The organism is Enterococcus sp. AZ088 (assembly GCF_051714845.1).
Lineage (GTDB): Bacteria > Bacillota > Bacilli > Lactobacillales > Enterococcaceae > Enterococcus > Enterococcus faecalis.
The window spans coordinates 1,697,193-1,714,808 of record NZ_JBIOSQ010000001.1 but is presented as its reverse complement, the minus strand read 5'-3'; the positions used below and the strand labels follow the sequence as shown (position 1 = coordinate 1,714,808).

16 protein-coding genes are annotated in these 17,616 nt (G+C 36.8%); all 16 read left to right on the top strand.

Going from position 1 to position 17,616, the window contains the following annotated elements:
• The first annotated feature begins 64 nt into the window (after positions 1-64).
• The 16 genes from IGL17_RS08400 to IGL17_RS08325 all read left to right on the top strand — a co-directional run bounded on the left by IGL17_RS08400 (position 65) and on the right by IGL17_RS08325 (position 17,573).
• A complete protein-coding gene (locus IGL17_RS08400; protein WP_002357090.1) occupies positions 65-943 on the top strand; it encodes a YitT family protein in 879 nt (292 codons plus the stop codon).
• Between the two features lie 420 nt (positions 944-1,363).
• Entirely contained in the window at positions 1,364-2,401 is a 1,038-nt protein-coding gene (locus tag IGL17_RS08395; RefSeq protein ID WP_002357092.1) for a sugar-binding transcriptional regulator, read from the top strand.
• 39 nt (positions 2,402-2,440) lie between these two features.
• Positions 2,441-3,442, top strand: coding sequence for a type I glyceraldehyde-3-phosphate dehydrogenase (gene gap / locus IGL17_RS08390; RefSeq protein WP_002357093.1), 1,002 nt, complete (start codon positions 2,441-2,443; stop codon positions 3,440-3,442).
• A 126-nt stretch (positions 3,443-3,568) separates the two neighbouring features.
• Positions 3,569-4,762, top strand: coding sequence for a phosphoglycerate kinase (locus IGL17_RS08385; protein ID WP_002357094.1), 1,194 nt, complete (start codon positions 3,569-3,571; stop codon positions 4,760-4,762).
• 48 nt (positions 4,763-4,810) lie between these two features.
• Positions 4,811-5,566, top strand: a complete 756-nt coding sequence (gene tpiA / locus IGL17_RS08380; protein ID WP_002362045.1) for a triose-phosphate isomerase — start codon at positions 4,811-4,813, stop codon at positions 5,564-5,566.
• A gap of 131 nt (positions 5,567-5,697) precedes the next feature.
• Positions 5,698-6,996 carry a phosphopyruvate hydratase gene (eno, locus tag IGL17_RS08375; RefSeq protein WP_002357098.1) on the top strand — a complete coding sequence of 433 codons (1,299 nt, stop codon included), beginning with the start codon at positions 5,698-5,700 and terminating at the stop codon, positions 6,994-6,996.
• 353 nt (positions 6,997-7,349) lie between these two features.
• Positions 7,350-8,174: a toll/interleukin-1 receptor domain-containing protein gene (locus tag IGL17_RS08370; RefSeq protein WP_002400675.1), complete on the top strand. Its 825-nt coding sequence runs from the start codon at positions 7,350-7,352 to the stop codon at positions 8,172-8,174.
• A gap of 16 nt (positions 8,175-8,190) precedes the next feature.
• Positions 8,191-9,552, top strand: a complete 1,362-nt coding sequence (locus IGL17_RS08365; RefSeq protein ID WP_002371997.1) for a deoxyguanosinetriphosphate triphosphohydrolase — start codon at positions 8,191-8,193, stop codon at positions 9,550-9,552.
• 211 nt (positions 9,553-9,763) lie between these two features.
• Positions 9,764-9,979: a hypothetical protein gene (locus IGL17_RS08360; protein ID WP_002357102.1), complete on the top strand. Its 216-nt coding sequence runs from the start codon at positions 9,764-9,766 to the stop codon at positions 9,977-9,979.
• Positions 9,980-10,122: 143 nt separating this feature from the next.
• A complete protein-coding gene (locus tag IGL17_RS08355; RefSeq protein ID WP_025193376.1) occupies positions 10,123-12,894 on the top strand; it encodes a sigma 54-interacting transcriptional regulator in 2,772 nt (923 codons plus the stop codon).
• Positions 12,895-12,965: 71 nt separating this feature from the next.
• A complete protein-coding gene (locus IGL17_RS08350) occupies positions 12,966-13,385 on the top strand; it encodes a PTS sugar transporter subunit IIA (RefSeq protein ID WP_002389037.1) in 420 nt (139 codons plus the stop codon).
• 11 nt (positions 13,386-13,396) lie between these two features.
• A complete protein-coding gene (locus IGL17_RS08345; protein ID WP_002357106.1) occupies positions 13,397-13,867 on the top strand; it encodes a PTS sugar transporter subunit IIB in 471 nt (156 codons plus the stop codon).
• Positions 13,868-13,882: 15 nt separating this feature from the next.
• Positions 13,883-14,674 carry a PTS mannose/fructose/sorbose/N-acetylgalactosamine transporter subunit IIC gene (locus tag IGL17_RS08340; protein WP_002357107.1) on the top strand — a complete coding sequence of 264 codons (792 nt, stop codon included), beginning with the start codon at positions 13,883-13,885 and terminating at the stop codon, positions 14,672-14,674.
• Positions 14,655-15,488, top strand: coding sequence for a PTS system mannose/fructose/sorbose family transporter subunit IID (locus tag IGL17_RS08335; protein WP_002384383.1), 834 nt, complete (start codon positions 14,655-14,657; stop codon positions 15,486-15,488). The genes IGL17_RS08340 and IGL17_RS08335 overlap by 20 nt, the downstream gene beginning before the upstream one ends.
• Positions 15,489-15,498: 10 nt before the next feature.
• The gene (locus tag IGL17_RS08330) at positions 15,499-16,575 is read left to right on the top strand and encodes an SIS domain-containing protein (protein ID WP_016618453.1); all 1,077 of its coding nucleotides are present in this window, start codon (positions 15,499-15,501) and stop codon (positions 16,573-16,575) included.
• Positions 16,569-17,573: an SIS domain-containing protein gene (locus IGL17_RS08325; protein ID WP_002369188.1), complete on the top strand. Its 1,005-nt coding sequence runs from the start codon at positions 16,569-16,571 to the stop codon at positions 17,571-17,573. Before IGL17_RS08330 ends, IGL17_RS08325 begins: the two co-directional genes overlap by 7 nt.
• The last annotated feature ends 43 nt before the right edge of the window (positions 17,574-17,616 follow it).

Here is a 17,616-nt window from a genome sequence, read left to right as displayed (position 1 = left end):
GTAAACCACGTATAATATGAAAAGAAATGTAATTTATTGAAAACCTGAAACGAGGCTATTATTTATGAAAAAAATTTATGACGGACTGCCAGTTCATGACTATACAACAAAATTTTCTGTGTCGATTGTCTATGCTATTCTTGCATCAATTGCCATGAACTTTTTCTATCAACCAGGAAATATTTATTCCAGTGGCTTAACAGGCTTGGCACAAATTTTAACAACCCTCTCAACAAAAATTGTCGGTTTTAATGTGCCTGTCTCCATTACATTGTATCTGTTAAATGTGCCGTTATTCTTTATTGCGTGGAAGAAAATAGGTAAGAAGTTTACAATTTTTACTTTCATTACCGTGACTTTAACTTCATTATTTATGCATATTGTTCCGCAAACGGTGATGACTCAAGATCCAATTATCTGTGCTATTTTTGGTGGGGCGATTTCTGGATCAGGAATTGGTTTTGTCTTAAAAAACGGGGTTTCTTCTGGGGGCTTAGATATTCTAAGCATTACCATTCGGAAAAAAACGGGGCGTTCCGTTGGCTCGATTTCAATTTATTTTAACGCACTAATTGTCTTCGTTGCAGGTTATTTATTTGGCTGGCAGTACATGTTCTACAGTGCGTTATCAATTTTTGTAAGTGGGAAGGTCACAGATGCCGTTTATACTAAGCAAAAGAAAATGCAAGTTATGATTGTCACTAAAAACCCAGATCGAGTCGTGGATGAGATTCAAAAGAAAATGCGCCGCGGTATTACAATTATTCATGAAGCGGAAGGGGCGTATCGCCACGATCGCCAAACTGTTTTGCTAACTATTGTGACACGCTTTGAGTTGCCAAGTTTAGAAGCAGCCATGAAAGAAAGTGATCCGAATGCCTTTGTCAGCATCTCAGATAATGTTAAAATTTTAGGACGTTTTTACGAAGAAGATTACAAATAAAAGGATATGAAGCAACGAGAGAATGGCTGTGTCTATTCTTTCGTTGCTTTTTTTGAAAAATAAGTAAAAAAATGCTTTGTGTGAGGACCTGAAATTCCCATTTAAACAAGAAGTTAATTGAAAGACGTTCGTGAATTCCTTTGCTTTTGATTTAATTGGATCTAATTATTCGGAAATAAGTCGCTATTGTTTCCCACAAACGAATGCTTTGTTTGGATTTGAAAGAAAACGATGAAAAAAGAATCATTTTTATTGAAAAGACCCAAAAAAACTGGTACACTAAGTGTGTAATTGATAAGTACTTTTAATACTGTTATGAATAAATAGTAGGAAAAACGAACATCAATTCTATTTTTTTAAAGTTCATAGGTCGTTTTCAGTCTTACTTGGACATATTTCGACCCACAAAAGGAGCGCATCATGTTAAAAGAATTTAAAATGATTGAAGCAGTTGCTCCAGATATGCTCGATGTATTACAAGAAAGATTCCAAATTCTTCGCAATATTTATTGGATGCAACCTATTGGACGTAGAAGTTTATCAGAAACGATGGGAATTACAGAGCGAGTCTTGCGTACAGAAACAGATGTTTTAAAGCAACTCAACCTGATTGAACCTTCAAAAAGCGGGATGACATTAACAGAACGCGGTTTGGAAGTCTACCAAGGTTTAGAATTAGTCATGAATCAATTGCTTGGCATGCACCAAATCGAAAAAGAAATGACACAGTACTTTGGCATTCAACGTTGTATCGTTGTTGCAGGAGATAGTGATATCCAAAAGAAAGTTCTTTCGGACTTTGGAGATGTCTTAACCAATACGCTGAATTTACTCTTACCAAATGGTGAGAATACAATTGCGGTTATGGGTGGGACAACAATGGCCATGGTGGCCGAAAATATGGGATCACTAGAAACTGAAAAACGTCATAATTTGTTTGTTCCAGCCAGAGGAGGGATTGGTGAAGCAGTTTCTGTCCAAGCCAATTCAATTAGTGCTGTAATGGCCAACAAAACGGGTGGTAACTACCGGGCGTTATATGTCCCAGAACAATTGAGTCGTGAAACGTATAATAGTTTATTACAAGAACCCTCGATTCAAGAAGTTCTTACGTTAATTAGTCATGCCAACTGTGTGGTGCACAGTATTGGTCGAGCGTTGCACATGGCGGCACGCCGAAAAATGTCTGATGACGAAATGGTTATGCTCAAACAAAAAAATGCCGTGGCAGAATCGTTCGGTTATTTCTTTGATGAAGAAGGAAAAGTGGTCTATAAAATTCCACGAATTGGTCTTCAATTAAAAAACTTACAAGAAATTCCCTATGTCGTCGCAATTGCGGGCGGCAAAACGAAAGCCAAAGCCATTCGCGCATATATGAAAAATGCACCAAAACAAACGTGGCTCATCACAGATGAAGCTGCTGCAAACGAGATTTTAAAAGGGGTAACCCTTTAAAATAAAAAATTTTTGATTTTCATAAGGAGGAAATCTTTAATGACAGTTAAAGTAGGTATTAATGGATTTGGACGTATCGGACGCTTAGCTTTCCGTCGTATCCAAGATGTAGAAGGAATCGAAGTAGTTGCAATCAACGACTTAACAGATGCTAAAATGTTAGCACACTTGTTAAAATATGACACAACTCAAGGCCGTTTCAACGGTACAGTTGAAGTTCACGAAGGTTCATTCAACGTTAACGGCAAAGAAATCAAAGTTTTAGCTAACCGTAACCCTGAAGAATTACCATGGGGCGAATTAGGCGTAGACATCGTTTTAGAATGTACTGGTTTCTTTACTTCTAAAGAAGCTGCTGAAAAACATTTAACTGCTGGTGCAAAACGTGTAGTTATTTCAGCTCCTGGTGGTAACGATGTACCAACAATCGTTTACAACACAAACCATGAAACATTAACTGGAGAAGAAACTGTAATTTCAGGCGCTTCTTGTACTACAAACTGCTTAGCTCCAATGGCTAAAGCTTTACATGACAACTTTGGTGTTGTTGAAGGTTTAATGACAACTATCCACGCTTACACAGGTGACCAAATGACATTAGACGGACCACATCCTAAAGGCGACTTCCGTCGTGCGCGCGCTGCTGCTGCAAACATCGTACCTAACTCAACTGGTGCTGCTAAAGCAATCGGCTTAGTAATCCCAGAATTGAACGGTAAATTAGATGGCGCTGCTCAACGTGTTCCTGTAGCTACTGGTTCATTAACTGAATTAGTTACTGTATTAGACAAAGAAGTTACTGTTGATGAAGTAAATGCAGTAATGGAAAAAGCTGCTAACGAATCTTATGGTTATAACACAGACGAAATCGTTTCTTCTGATATCGTAGGTATGACTTACGGTTCATTATTCGATGCAACTCAAACAAAAGTTATGACAGTTGGCGACAAACAATTAGTTAAAACTGTTGCTTGGTATGACAACGAAATGTCATACACTGCTCAATTAGTTCGTACTTTAGAATACTTCGCTAACTTATAAGATTCATTCTTATCATTAGTGAAATTTGAACAATTGTGAAATAATAAGCGGGGAAGCAACGCGCTTCTCCGCTTTCTTTTTTTAAAAAAGAAAAATCCTAAAATTGACAATACAGGAGGTCTACTCATGGCTAAAAAGACAATTAAAGATGTAGATTTAAAAGACAAAAAAGTCCTTGTCCGTGTTGACTTTAACGTTCCGTTAAAAGATGGCGTGATCACAAACGATAATCGTATCGTAGCGGCTTTACCAACAATCAAATACGTGATTGAAAATGGTGGAAAAGCAATTCTTTTCTCTCATTTAGGTCGTGTAAAAACAGAAGAAGACAAAGCTGGCAAATCATTAAAACCAGTGGCTGAACGTTTAAGCGAATTACTAGGTCAACCAGTTACTTTTGTTCCAGAAACACGTGGTAAAGAATTAGAAGACGCTGTTAACAATATGAAAGATGGCGACGTTTTAGTATTTGAAAACACTCGTTTTGAAGATGTTGACGGCAAAAAAGAAAGCGGCAATGACGCTGAATTGGGTAAATACTGGGCTTCTTTAGGCGATGTATTTGTCAATGATGCTTTTGGTACTGCACACCGTGCACATGCCTCAAACGTTGGAATTGCTTCAACTGGTATCCCAACAGTTGCTGGTTTCTTAATGGAAAAAGAAATTAAATTCATCGGCGAAGCTGTTGAAAATCCAAAACGTCCATTCGTAGCAATCTTGGGTGGCGCTAAAGTTTCTGACAAAATCGCTGTCATTGAAAACCTAATTGAAAAAGCCGATAAAATTTTAATCGGTGGCGGTATGGCTTACACATTCATGAAAGCACAAGGCTATAGTGTTGGTTTATCTTTACTTGAAGAAGATAAAGTGGACTTAGCGAAAAGCTTAATGGAAAAAGCTGGCGACAAATTAGTTTTACCGGTTGATACAGTTGTCTCTAAAGAGTTCAGCAATGACGCTCCTTTCCACACGGTTCCTTCAACTGAAATCCCAGATGATGAAGAAGGCTTGGATATTGGTGAAAAAACAATTGAATTATTCGCTAACGAATTACAAGGTGCGAAAACAGTTGTTTGGAATGGACCAATGGGCGTATTTGAAATGAGTAACTTTGCCAAAGGAACAATTGGTGTTTGTGAAGCGATTGCTAATTTAGAAGACGCAACAACAATCATCGGTGGCGGGGACTCTGCTGCTGCAGCAATTCAATTAGGCTACGAAAACAAATTCTCTCACATCTCAACAGGTGGCGGAGCAAGTTTAGAATTATTAGAAGGCAAAACTTTACCAGGTTTAGCTTCTATTAACGATAAATAATCAGTTTAAAAGACAATATTTTTAAAAAAAGAAAAGGATGTGCTTTTCATGCGCAAACCAATTATCGCTGGTAACTGGAAAATGAACAAAACTTTAAGCGAAGCACAAAGCTTTGCAGAAGCAGTAAAAAATGCTGTTCCATCAAACGACGTTGTTGACGCTGTGATTGGATCTCCAGCATTATTCTTAGCTCCTTTAGCTTGGAACCTAAAAGATTCTGAAGTGAAATTAGCTGCACAAAACTGCTACTGGGAAAACGCTGGTGCCTTCACTGGTGAAAACTCACCAGCTGCAATTGCAGATTTAGGTGTGAACTATGTGATTATCGGACACTCTGAACGTCGCGAATATTTCCACGAAACAGATGAAGATATCAATAAAAAAGCCAAAGCAATCTTTGCAAATGGTATGACACCAATCTTCTGTTGTGGTGAAACTTTAGAAACGTATGAAGCTGGTAAAACAGCGGAATGGATCGAAGGTCAAATCACTAACGGCTTAGTTGGTTTATCAAACGAACAAGTTGCTTCAATGGTTATCGCTTACGAACCAATCTGGGCAATCGGAACTGGTAAATCTGCAGATGCTAATATTGCAGATGAAATCTGTGGTGTTGTTCGTTCAACAGTTGAAAAATTATACGGCAAAGAAGTTTCTGAAGCTGTTCGTATTCAATACGGTGGTTCTGTTAAACCAGAAAACATCGCTGAATATATGGCAAAAGAAAACGTTGACGGTGCTTTAGTCGGCGGCGCAAGCTTAGAAGCAGATTCATTCCTAGCTTTATTAGATGCTGTAAAATAAGAAATCACTAACGGTAACGTTTTCTCAATGACTTTTGCAAAAAAATGTTTGCATAGTTTGCGAGAATTAACTACAATCATACATGAGGGAATCCCCTTAGTATAAATACAAACTCAAAGGAGAGACAAAACATGTCAATTATTACTGATATTTACGCACGCGAAGTCTTAGACTCACGCGGTAACCCAACAATCGAAGTAGAAGTTTACACTGAAAGCGGAGCTTTCGGCCGTGGAATGGTTCCTTCAGGAGCTTCAACTGGTGAATACGAAGCAGTTGAATTACGTGATGGCGACAAAGCTCGTTACTTAGGTAAAGGTGTTACTAAAGCTGTAGATAACGTAAACAACATCATTGCTGAAGCAATCATCGGTTACGATGTACGCGATCAAATGGCTATCGATAAAGCAATGATCGATTTAGATGGAACTCCTAACAAAGGTAAATTAGGTGCTAACGCTATTCTTGGTGTGTCTATCGCCGTAGCTCGTGCTGCTGCTGATTACCTAGAAGTGCCTTTATATCATTACTTAGGCGGATTCAATACAAAAGTATTACCAACTCCAATGATGAACATCATCAACGGTGGATCACATGCTGACAACAGTATTGACTTCCAAGAATTCATGATCATGCCTGTAGGTGCGCCTACATTCAAAGAAGCTTTACGTATGGGTGCAGAAGTATTCCACGCATTAGCTTCAATCTTAAAAGGTCGCGGCTTAGCTACTTCAGTAGGTGACGAAGGTGGTTTCGCTCCTAACTTAGGTTCAAACGAAGAAGGTTTCGAAGTAATCATCGAAGCTATCGAAAAAGCTGGCTATGTTCCTGGTAAAGACGTTGTTCTTGCTATGGATGCTGCTTCTTCAGAATTCTACGACAAAGAAAAAGGCGTTTACGTTTTAGCTGACTCAGGCGAAGGCGAAAAAACAACTGAAGAAATGATCGCGTTCTACGAAGAATTAGTTTCTAAATACCCAATCATTTCAATCGAAGACGGCTTAGACGAAAACGACTGGGACGGATTCAAAAAATTAACTGAAGTATTAGGCGACAAAGTTCAATTAGTTGGTGACGATTTATTCGTAACAAACACAACTAAATTAGCTGAAGGTATCGAAAAAGGTATCGCTAACTCAATCCTAATCAAAGTTAACCAAATCGGTACTTTAACTGAAACATTCGAAGCAATCGAAATGGCTAAAGAAGCTGGCTACACTGCAGTTGTATCTCACCGTTCTGGTGAAACAGAAGATTCAACAATCTCTGATATCGCTGTTGCAACAAACGCTGGCCAAATCAAAACTGGTTCATTAAGCCGTACTGACCGTATTGCTAAATACAACCAATTATTACGTATTGAAGATCAATTAGGCGATGTAGCTGAATACAAAGGCTTAAAATCTTTCTACAACTTAAAAAACAAATAATTCATTTAATGAATAACGCTTAAAGGGACAATTGGTTAATGAACCAATTCTCCTTATACTCGGACGTAAAAACACGCCTTTCTGCAAAGAAAGGCGTGTTTTTTTATATTTATAAAAATATTGAAAAAAATAGATTAGAAATAACTTCAACCGTACATCGCTCTATAATCACTTGTTTAAAAATAACAAAACATTAACAAAACAACATTATATAAAAATTTAATAAAACAAAATAATTGTTATTTTATAATTTTAGTATTGACTGGTTTCAGATAACGCTGTACGCTTAAAGAAATAGTATAGAATTTCACAAAAAAATGAAAATACAAATTTAACTTGGAGGATGTTGAGTAGTGAGCAACGGGAAAAAGATTTTTATTAGTCATAGTTCAAAGGATCAAGAATATGTGGATGCGTTTATCCAATTGTTGAAAAAGTTTGGGTTTCGAACACAGGATATTTTTTATAGTTCCGCTATTGAAACAGGTGTACAGCCAGGAGAATTAATTTTTGACACGATTAAAAGGGAGCTAACCAATCAACCTGTCATGCTGTATTTTTTATCTGATCATTATTATCAGAGTATTCCATGTTTAAACGAAATGGGTGCTTCTTGGATGCTATCAGATAAACACTATCCAATTGCGTTAAATAATTTTTCTATGAAAGATATGAAAGGTGTTATTAGCAGTGAGCGTTTGGCGATTGCGTTTAATGATAAGACAAGTACTAATGAAATCAACTGCTTATTAAAAAAGTTATCTCATGACACAGATGTACAAGCTGAGCCAGATTTTGAACTAAACGTTGAGAAAAATATTCAGCCATTCCAAAATAAACTGACACAACTGATTCGACAAGCAAGTTATTTAAAACCTGATGAAAAGGGATATTTTGAAACGACTCTTAGCACTCATCGTCCTGTGTATGGCACAGCAAAAGGGGTGTATGACTGTTTTAAATTACCTAGCTTAATTGAGCCTAAAAGTTTAGGTTTAGACACGCTATCAGAGGATGAAAGCCATTGGCTATTCTTTTTTCTTACGTGGGGAACTTTTCAAGAAGGCGAAAAAGTGCGGTTTAAATTGAAAAAGGATAAGGCGTATAACAATCGGGAATTCAGTGATATTGGTAAATGTAAAAATATTTACGTCTCTTATTTAGAGAAGGTAGAGTAATTGGAGGAGGTAATAAATGAAAATGAATTGGCGTCAGTTGGTTGGTACATATCGTATTTCTGATAATGGTAAACAATATCAAAATGACTGGTTAAATAAGCAAGTTGATTTAGCCACAGAACTTCGTAAATCTTTTGATAGTGACTATCGTAGAGTAATTAAAAGTGATGCATTTAGACGTTTACAAGACAAAACACAAGTTTTTCCTTTAGAACGTAATGATTTTGTAAGAACGCGTTTAACGCATAGCTTAGAAGTGGCAATGCATAGCAGGGATATACTTAGATTAGTTATTTCACAGTTGAACGAACGAAACATTGAGGTTATGGAATTATCAGAATGCTATCGGTTGTTAGAAACAGCTGCTTTAATTCATGATATTGGTAATCCCCCCTTTGGACATTTTGGGGAAGAAGCCATTCGTATTTGGTTTGAAAAAAATGGTCCTTTGTATGCTTGTTGGTCTGATTTTTCGGAGCAACAACAAAATGATTTTCTTAACTTTGAAGGCAACGCTCAAACCATCCGACTTTTAACAAAACTGCATCATGATAATGGGACTTCTAAAGCAGGAATGAAACTAACTGCCACGACATTAGATACAGTTATCAAATATACGGCATCTTCAGATCAATTAAATAAGCAACAGCTTTTGTCTAAAAAAGTTGGCTATTTTTACTCGGAAAAACAAGTGTTTAACGCCATTAAATTTGCGACAGGAACACAAAATAAGCGACACCCATTAGTCTTTTTGCTAGAAGCCTCAGATGATATCGCCTATACTTTTTCAGATATCGAAGATGCCTATAATTATGGTTTATACAGCTATCAAGATTTAAAGCAGTTTGTTGATGGGCAAACAGGAACAAAAAAATTTTTAATGTTAGAAAAAGATAAAACAGAAGAAGCTACCTTACAAGAATTTTTGAGAAAGACACAAAGAGCTGTTTGTCAAAGCGTAGCGAAAAATTTTGCTAATCATTATGACTTAATTATGAGAGGTATCTATCATAATGAAATTATCATTGAAGATTGTGATGAAGTGAAATGCTTTCAGGCATTAAAAAACTTTTCTAGAGCCTATGTTTTTCAAACAAAAACAATTTTGGATCAAGAGGTATTGGGCTTCAATATCATCAATCGTTTACTAGATGAATTTGTTCCAGTCGTACTAAAATACGAAAAAGTTTCCATGAATAAGTATGAGGAGCGAATCTTTAATAATATTTCGGAAAGCGCGAAAGCGTTGTATAGAAGAGAAGCAAAGAACGCTACAGAAGCAGAAAAAGACTATTATCGTTTGAAAATGGCGGTGGACTTTGTATGTAATATGACGGATGGATATGCCAAAAAAGTTTATGATACATTATTCACTTAAAATTTGAGAAAAAGCTTCTCAGCGGTTGCCGCCGCTGAAGAAAACTAGTTCATTGCACAGGCTGATCGTTTCAGTAAAAATTTTAAAGATGCTAGTAATTTCACTGAAAATCGGGTACACTAAAATTAGCTAGTGTAACTAGCAAAAAAGGCAGCTGGAATAGATAGGTTGTGCTGTCTATGAAGGGCTTTGTTTGTCAGGTGGTGCTGACATGCAAAGTGCCTTTTTTCTTTTTCTCAACATTTTAAGGACAAAAAACGATTGCAACATGTCACAATCGCTAACCTCGGAGAAAAAGGAATTTTTCTCCAATGGCCATTTCGATAACCTGTTGTGTGTTTCGAAACATTCAGAACGGTGGTGCGTTCTTTCAGTGCCTAATTATCCAATTCGTTTCTTGTTCCTCTATTTACAGTATACTGAATGAAAGCCTATTCTGCAATGATAGAATCAGGTTCCTGTGATTAAATAACATAAAAAATGGGCTCCTTATATAAAGAAAAATAACAAAAGAAATTTTGAATATTGACGTTTTTTTTAGGTACGTTATGATAAATGAGAGGTGATTTTATGTTAAAAATGCAAATTGTTGATTATTTACGCAATCAAACAGCTTTTTTTGAACCATCTTTAGTCAGTGAAATTTTCACAGCAAGCAATATTGCAACGACATTTTCTATCAAACGAAATACAGCTAGTCACTATTTAAATCAGTTAAACGAAGAAGGAATTCTAGTTAAGATCAATACACGACCGGTTTACTTTTTTCATAAAGAAGCGTTTCAGCAACAAAACTATCTTTTAAAAAGAACTGTTTATCAAAGTTTCCAAGAAATGATCGATGAACATCCTGTTTTTGATCGCAAAAGTGATTTTTTTCAGTCGGTCATTGGTTATCGCGGTAGTTTAGCCCAGACCATCGAACAATTAAAAATGGCAGCGCTTTATCCTGGCGGTGGATTGCCTGTCTTAATTACAGGTGAAAGTGGTACGGGTAAAAGTTTTTTAGCATCCTTATATTATCAGTTTTGTCTTTCAAAAGAACTGCTTGACGATTCAGCACCTTTTGTGACAGTTAATTGTGCGCAATATGCCAACAATCCAGAGCTTTTAACTAGTCAATTATTTGGGCATCTTAAAGGCGCTTTTACGGGAGCAGATTCCGATAAAATTGGGGCCTTTCAAAGTGCAGAAGGGGGCGTTTTATTTTTAGATGAAGTTCATCGTTTGAGTCCTGAAGGGCAGGAAAAGTTGTTTACATTTTTAGATCAGGGCATTATTTATCGAATGGGTGAAACCAATCGGCCCATTCCTGTTACGTGTCGGTTGTGCTTTGCCACAACTGAAGAAATTTCTAGCACCTTTTTAACGACATTTTTAAGACGAATTCCTATTCAAATTAAAATCCCAAGTCTTGCTGAACGCACTCAAGCGGAAAGAAAACAATTAATTATGCGAGCATTTTATGAGGAACAGCAAGCTATTCAAAAAGCAGTTACTATCACGCCACAAGTTATCCAACTTTTAGAAAACCACCATTATGTAGGCAATGTAGGTGAATTAAGAAATAATATAAAAATTATTACTGCACGCAGCTTTGCCGCCAATCTTGATAAACGTGTTATTCCAATCACTTTGCACGATCTACCGAAAGAATTTCTGGATCAATCGATCAGACTAGCTCCTGATGAAAATGAATTGCCTATTCGTTTAGATGAGCAAACAAATCTGGTTAGTTTGTTAGAGGAAACAGAGCTTGCGCAAAGAAAAATTATCCAGAGTTATGAACGAATCCTTCGTCTTTATGTCTCTCACCATCATCATCTTTCCACTGCTAATAACGACATCTCGAAAGAAATTGAACGCTTATTCGATGATTTATTATTTGAAAAGAAGCGAGAGAAAAATCACGAAATGTTATTGTTTATTACGCAAAATATCCGTCAATTATTGGAAACGATTGAATCGTCTTATCAAATTCGGTTTAATGGCAGTTTAGTCTATGCATTAAGCACCTATCTGTTTCAACGAAGATGTATTGATTGGTTTCCAGAAAAAGAACCTACAACAGTCATTGACGAACTTTTAACAGAAGTTCAAACTAAATTAGCAACTAGTTATGGCTACGCTGAACAACTGTTAACTTTAGTGAAACGTTCATTAGATATTGAACTATCCCAGATGGATCGAATTATTGTCACCATTTATCTTCACTATTCGGGTTCAGTAAAGGAAAGTCACTATCCGAAAGCGGTGATTGTTGCCCACGGATATGCCACAGCAAGTAGTATTGCAAATGTTGCAAATCGGCTGTTAGATGTGCCAATTTTTCAATCGTTTGACATGCCGTTAGATGTTACTCCCAAAAAAATTTCCGAACACTTAATTCACTATATGGAACGTCAAGAAACGAGGAATGGTTTAGTAATTCTTTTTGATATGGGTTCATTGAAAGAAATTTATCAGTATTTTCCGGCAGAAGAAGAAGGTCCTTTTTTATTAATGAATAATGTGACAACAAGCTTGGCTCTGTCTATAGGAGAAGCCATTAAAGACGAAGTTTCTTTTGAAGAATTGCCCCAAAAAGCGTTAACGGTTCATCCAAATGAATGGGAAATCATATTACCTGAAAATAAAACGGAACGTGTCATTTTAACAACGTGTAGTACCGGAATTGGCACAGCCGTTAAAATTAGAGATTTACTTGAAAAAAGTTTACCTGCGGAAGCACAATTAAAGATTATTCCTTGTGAGTATAATCAATTACGTAATGCAGAGTCGATCAAAGAAAGTTTTCCAGAATATGAGATTGTCGGCATCATCGGTACAAACAACCCGTCTTCAAATGACCTCCCGTATATCTCTTTAGAAGAGTTGATTGCAGGAAAAGGAATTACGACCCTTTTAGAATGGACAAAGAGAGAATTAACTAAAGATATGCTGTCCTATGTAAATCATGAGTTGATTCGTAACTTTTCATTAGATCGGGTCATTCAATCAGTGACGATTTTAGATACAGAAAAAATTATTCTACAAGTAGAAGTCTTTTTAATTCAATTAGAAGAGCGGTGGCAACAAACAATTCAAAATGATCGTAAATTAGCGGTATATGTCCATGTCAGTTGTTTAATTGAACGATTAATCCGGAATGAACCTATTGAAAATTATAATGGCGCCGAACAATTAAAGCAGTGTCAAAGAACGGTCTTGCAAGAGTTAAAAGAGGCGTTTAGTGTCATTGAAAAAGTTTATAGTGTCAATATACCTGAATCGGAGCTTTTTTATGTCTATGATGTGTTGTTTGGAAAAACGGAGTTTAACAACGCAGAAAGCGATTTTTAAAATAAAAAGGAGGGAGTGCCACTTTTTTGGCACTCTTTTTGCTATATAAAGAAGTAAGTGAGGTGAAGAAAATGGAACGTAAAATTATTCTGGCAACACATGGTAATTTCGCTGCAGGGATTCAGACATCATTAGCTTTAATTTGTGGTGAAACAAAGAATGTGGAATGTCTTTGCGCTTATATGGAACAACCTTATGATTTAGCCAAGACGGTCAAAGACATTTTAAAGAACAATCAACAAAATGAATTAATTGTGATTACAGACCTATTTGGCGGAAGCGTGAATAACGAATTCTTTAATTATGTGGGGAAACAAGCAATGCATTTAATTTCAGGATTAAATTTAGCAACATTAATTGAAATATATACCCAAATAAATACTGTTGATTCATTAGTTGATTTAGTAAAACGTGCCGTTGAAAACGGACAAGAAAGTCTTTGTTATTGTAATGAGTTATCTAGTAAAGAAATTTTAGAAGAAGAATTTTAGGAGGAAATGAAATGATTAAATTGTTAAGAGTCGATCATCGATTGTTACATGGTCAAGTGGCTTTTTCATGGACCCAAGGCTTAGGCGCCGATTGTATTTTAATCGCAAATGATGACGTACCTAAAAATGATATTCGAAAAACAACCATTAAGCTAGCTAAGCCAGCAGGAGTAAAACTGGTCATTAAAACGATTGAAGATGCGATTGCCGCACTAAAAAGTGGTGTTACAGAAAAATACAAACTTTTTATTGTAGTTGAAAGTGTGGAAGATGCTTATCGATTGGCTACTGCTTATCCAGAAATAAAAGAAATTAACTTAGGAGGGATGAAAGTAAGGGAAAATACTCGAAACATTTCTAAAGCAATTAATATCACACCGGATGAAGAAAAAATGGTTAAAGAATTGGTCGCAAATGGTTGTGAAGTTGAAATTCGACAAGTCCCAAATGACAAAAAAGTAGCAGCATTAAATGTCTTGTAGAAAGGAGAAATAAAAATGATAGGACAAGCGATTCTTTTAGGTTGCATCGCTTTTATTGCGCAGTCGGAATATGCTTTAGGAACCTCGTTGCTTTCAAGACCAATTGTAACCGGTTTATTTGTCGGAATTGTATTAGGTGATGTCAAAACGGGCGTAATCATGGGCGCGACCTTAGAGTTAGCTTTCATCGGTTCTTTTTCAGTGGGCGCATCAATCCCACCTGATGTAGTGACTGGTGGGATTCTTGGTACAGCGTTTGCTATTACTGCTGGCGCAGGAACAGAAACAGCCTTAGTCTTAGGCTTGCCAATCGCAACGTTAACGTTGATTCTTAAAAATATTTATTTGGGTTTGCTCATCCCAATCATGAGTCAAAAAGCTGATCAGTATGCTGAAGAAGGAGCATATAAAGGGGTGGAGCGCATGCATTTACTTGCAGGCTTTGGCTTATCGTTCATGCTAGCGCTCATTGTAACTATTTCATTTGCCGTGGGCAGCAACACCATTAAAGGTTTACTTGATCTGATCCCTGAATTTATTCAACATGGGTTGTCTGTTGCAACGGGGATTATTCCAGCGCTAGGATTTGCGATGCTTGCACGCTTACTGATTAACAAACAAGTAGCGCCATATTTCTTTTTAGGCTTTGTCTTAATGGCCTACTTTAAGTTACCTGTAACAGGAGTAGCAATTTTGGGTGCCATTACAGCAGTAATTGTTGTGAATATCATGAATTATGCCAAAGGAAAGAATGAAACAATACAAACAACAAGTGGGGAGGTAATTGATGATGACGAAGACTTCTAAAACTAAGACAGAAAACTTAATTACAAAAAAAGAACTTAATCAAGTCTTTTGGCGTTCATTTCAAATGGAATTTTCATGGAATTATGAACGTCAGATGAATATGGCTTATGTCTATGCCATGATCCCTATTTTAAAGAAATTATATCCTCAAAAAGAAGAGATGGCGGCAGCTTTAAAACGGCATCTTGCTTTCTTTAATACTACGCCGCATATCGTGACGTTTATTTTAGGAATTAATGCTGCAATGGAAGAAGAAAATGTTCTGGACGAAAATTTTGAAGTTGGAACAATCGATAGTATTAAAACCTCGTTAATGGGACCTTTAGCTGGTTTAGGTGATTCCTTTTTCTGGGGAACCTTACGCTTGATTGCAACAGGTGTTGGAACTTCGTTAGCTTTACAAGGGAATGTGTTAGGGCCAATTCTATTTTTACTCATTTTTAACGTCCCCCATGTGATTGTTCGTTATTTACTGAATCGTTGGGGCTATAAATTAGGAACTGGTTTTCTCAAAAAAATTCAAGCAAATGGCATGATGGAAAGTCTCACATTAGGCGCTTCAATAATTGGCTTGATGGTGGTAGGTGCTATGACCGCCTCCATGATTGATTTAACTATCCCGATTACAATCAGCGGAAGTGGCAAAAATGCAGTCACGGTTCAAAGTATCTTTGACGATATCATGCCTAAATTATTACCGCTTGCATCCTTTGGTTTTGTTTTTTATTTATTGAAAAAAGAAGTAAAACCTTTAGCGATTTTAGGTGGCATGGCAATTGTCGGAATTCTTGGCTCATTAATTGGTCTATTTTAGGAGGCAAAATATGAAAACGATGCTGGATTATATAAATGAGGAGCAAGCAGCCCTAACTCAGATTCTTAACCAATTTCAATTAACTGATACAGACGTTTCAAAGGTCACGCACTGTCTAATTTTAGCAACTGGCTCGTCACATAATGCTTGTCAGGCGGCTAAAGTTTACCTTGAAGAAGTGGCGCCTATTTATGTGGAAATCCAAGAGCCGTTCAATTTTGCTCATTATGGCAAAGTGGATGATCGGTTTGATCTGGTCGTAGCGGTTTCGCAAAGTGGTAAAAGTGCTTCAACAATTGATGCCATTGCAAAAATTAAAAACCAAACGTCTGTAAAAACAGTGGCCTTGACAAGTGATGTCACCAGCCCGATTACGGAGGTTGTGGATGAAGTCCTGGATTTAAAAATGGGGCTTGAAACAGTTGGTTTTGTCACAAAAGGCTATACGGCAACACTTTTAAATTTATTTCTATTTGGTTTGAAACTGGGCTATCAAAAGCATCAATTAACAAAAGTAGAGGTTGAAGAAGAATTAGCAAAACTTGCCAAAGCAATTCAGGAAATCGATTCGGTGATTTATAAAACCGAACAATTTTGGCAAAAAACGAAAAAAGAATTAACAGAGGGGACACGATTTATCGCAATTGGTTATGGGCCCAATATTGGTACGGCGAAAGAGTTTGAGACGAAGTTTACAGAAACAGTTCGCTTACCTTCCCAAGGATTTGAAGTCGAAGCCTATATGCATGGGCCTTATCTTGAAGCGGATACTACACATCTTTTGTTTTTTATTGAGAATCAAAGTCCTATTCAAGCACGTAGCCAAGCCTTGAAAAATTATCTAGCCAGTTATGTTGGCCAATGTTACACAATTACAACGGGTTCAACGAGAGCATCAAATACGTTAGGTTTAGCAAGTGATGTCGAAGAAAAAATTAGTCCGTTATTATTAGTTATTCCATTTCAATATTTGGCGTATCAAGTAGCTACAAGTAAAGGAATTGATTTATCTCAACGGATTTTTGATGATTTTGATTGTGTCCTAAAAAGTAAAATAGCAAAGAAAGAGGGAAATCAGCCATGTTAAAATTTAATGAAGAACAACAAATCAAAGACATACGAGGTGCCTTAGCCTTGCGTTCAGATGTTGAAAAAGTTGTTGATCAAGTTTGGACGAAAGGATTTGATGCGGTCTATTATTTAGGAATCGGCGGTACTTATGCTTCAGCCATGCAAGCAGTTACTTATGCGAATGGAAAAAGTAATTTACCAATCTATGTTCAACATGCTGCTGAGTATTACACAACAGGCAATAAACGTTTAACAGAAAAATCATTCGTCATCTTGTCTTCCGTTACTGGGACAACACAAGAAGTGGTGCAAGCCGTTCAAGAAATCAAAAAGGTCGGGGCGACGTTATTTGGTTTTATCGATGCAAAAGACAGTCTTTTAGCAGATTTATGTGATTATGTGGTGACTTATCCAGCTCCAGGAACTGAGCAAATCAAGTTCTTTATGGTAGCTGATCGTTTAATGCAAAAAAACAACGAATTTACAGATTACGAAAATTATTACCAAGAATTGGAAGAATATTTGCCTACAGGTTTAGCTGAAGCCGAAAAAAGTGCCGATGCGTTTGGCTTAGCTTTTGCGGAAAAACATCGTCATGATAGCATTCACTATTTTATTGGCGCAGGAAACCAATGGGGAGCGGTCTATTCTTATGCAATGTGCTATTGGGAAGAGCAAAGTTGGCTTCGTTCAAAATCAATTCATGCAGCAGAGTTCTTACATGGAACGCTAGAAATTGTAGATGAAACTACGCCAGTAACGTTGTTTATTGGAGAAGACGAGCAGCGACCGTTGGCAGAACGAGTAGCAAAATTATTGCCGAAAATCTGTGCCAATTATACAATTATTGATTCGAAAGCGTATGAACTTCCAGGAATTAGTGAAAAATATCGTGGCCGAGTTGTTTCATTTCTCCTAATGCATGCGGTAACGCAACGCATTGATGCGCATGTAGAAAAATTAAATTGTCACCCATTAGAGATTCGTCGTTATTATCGTCAATTTGATTACTAAGACAAAATAGCCTCTTTTTCCAGCAAGCCTGTGGTAGACTGAA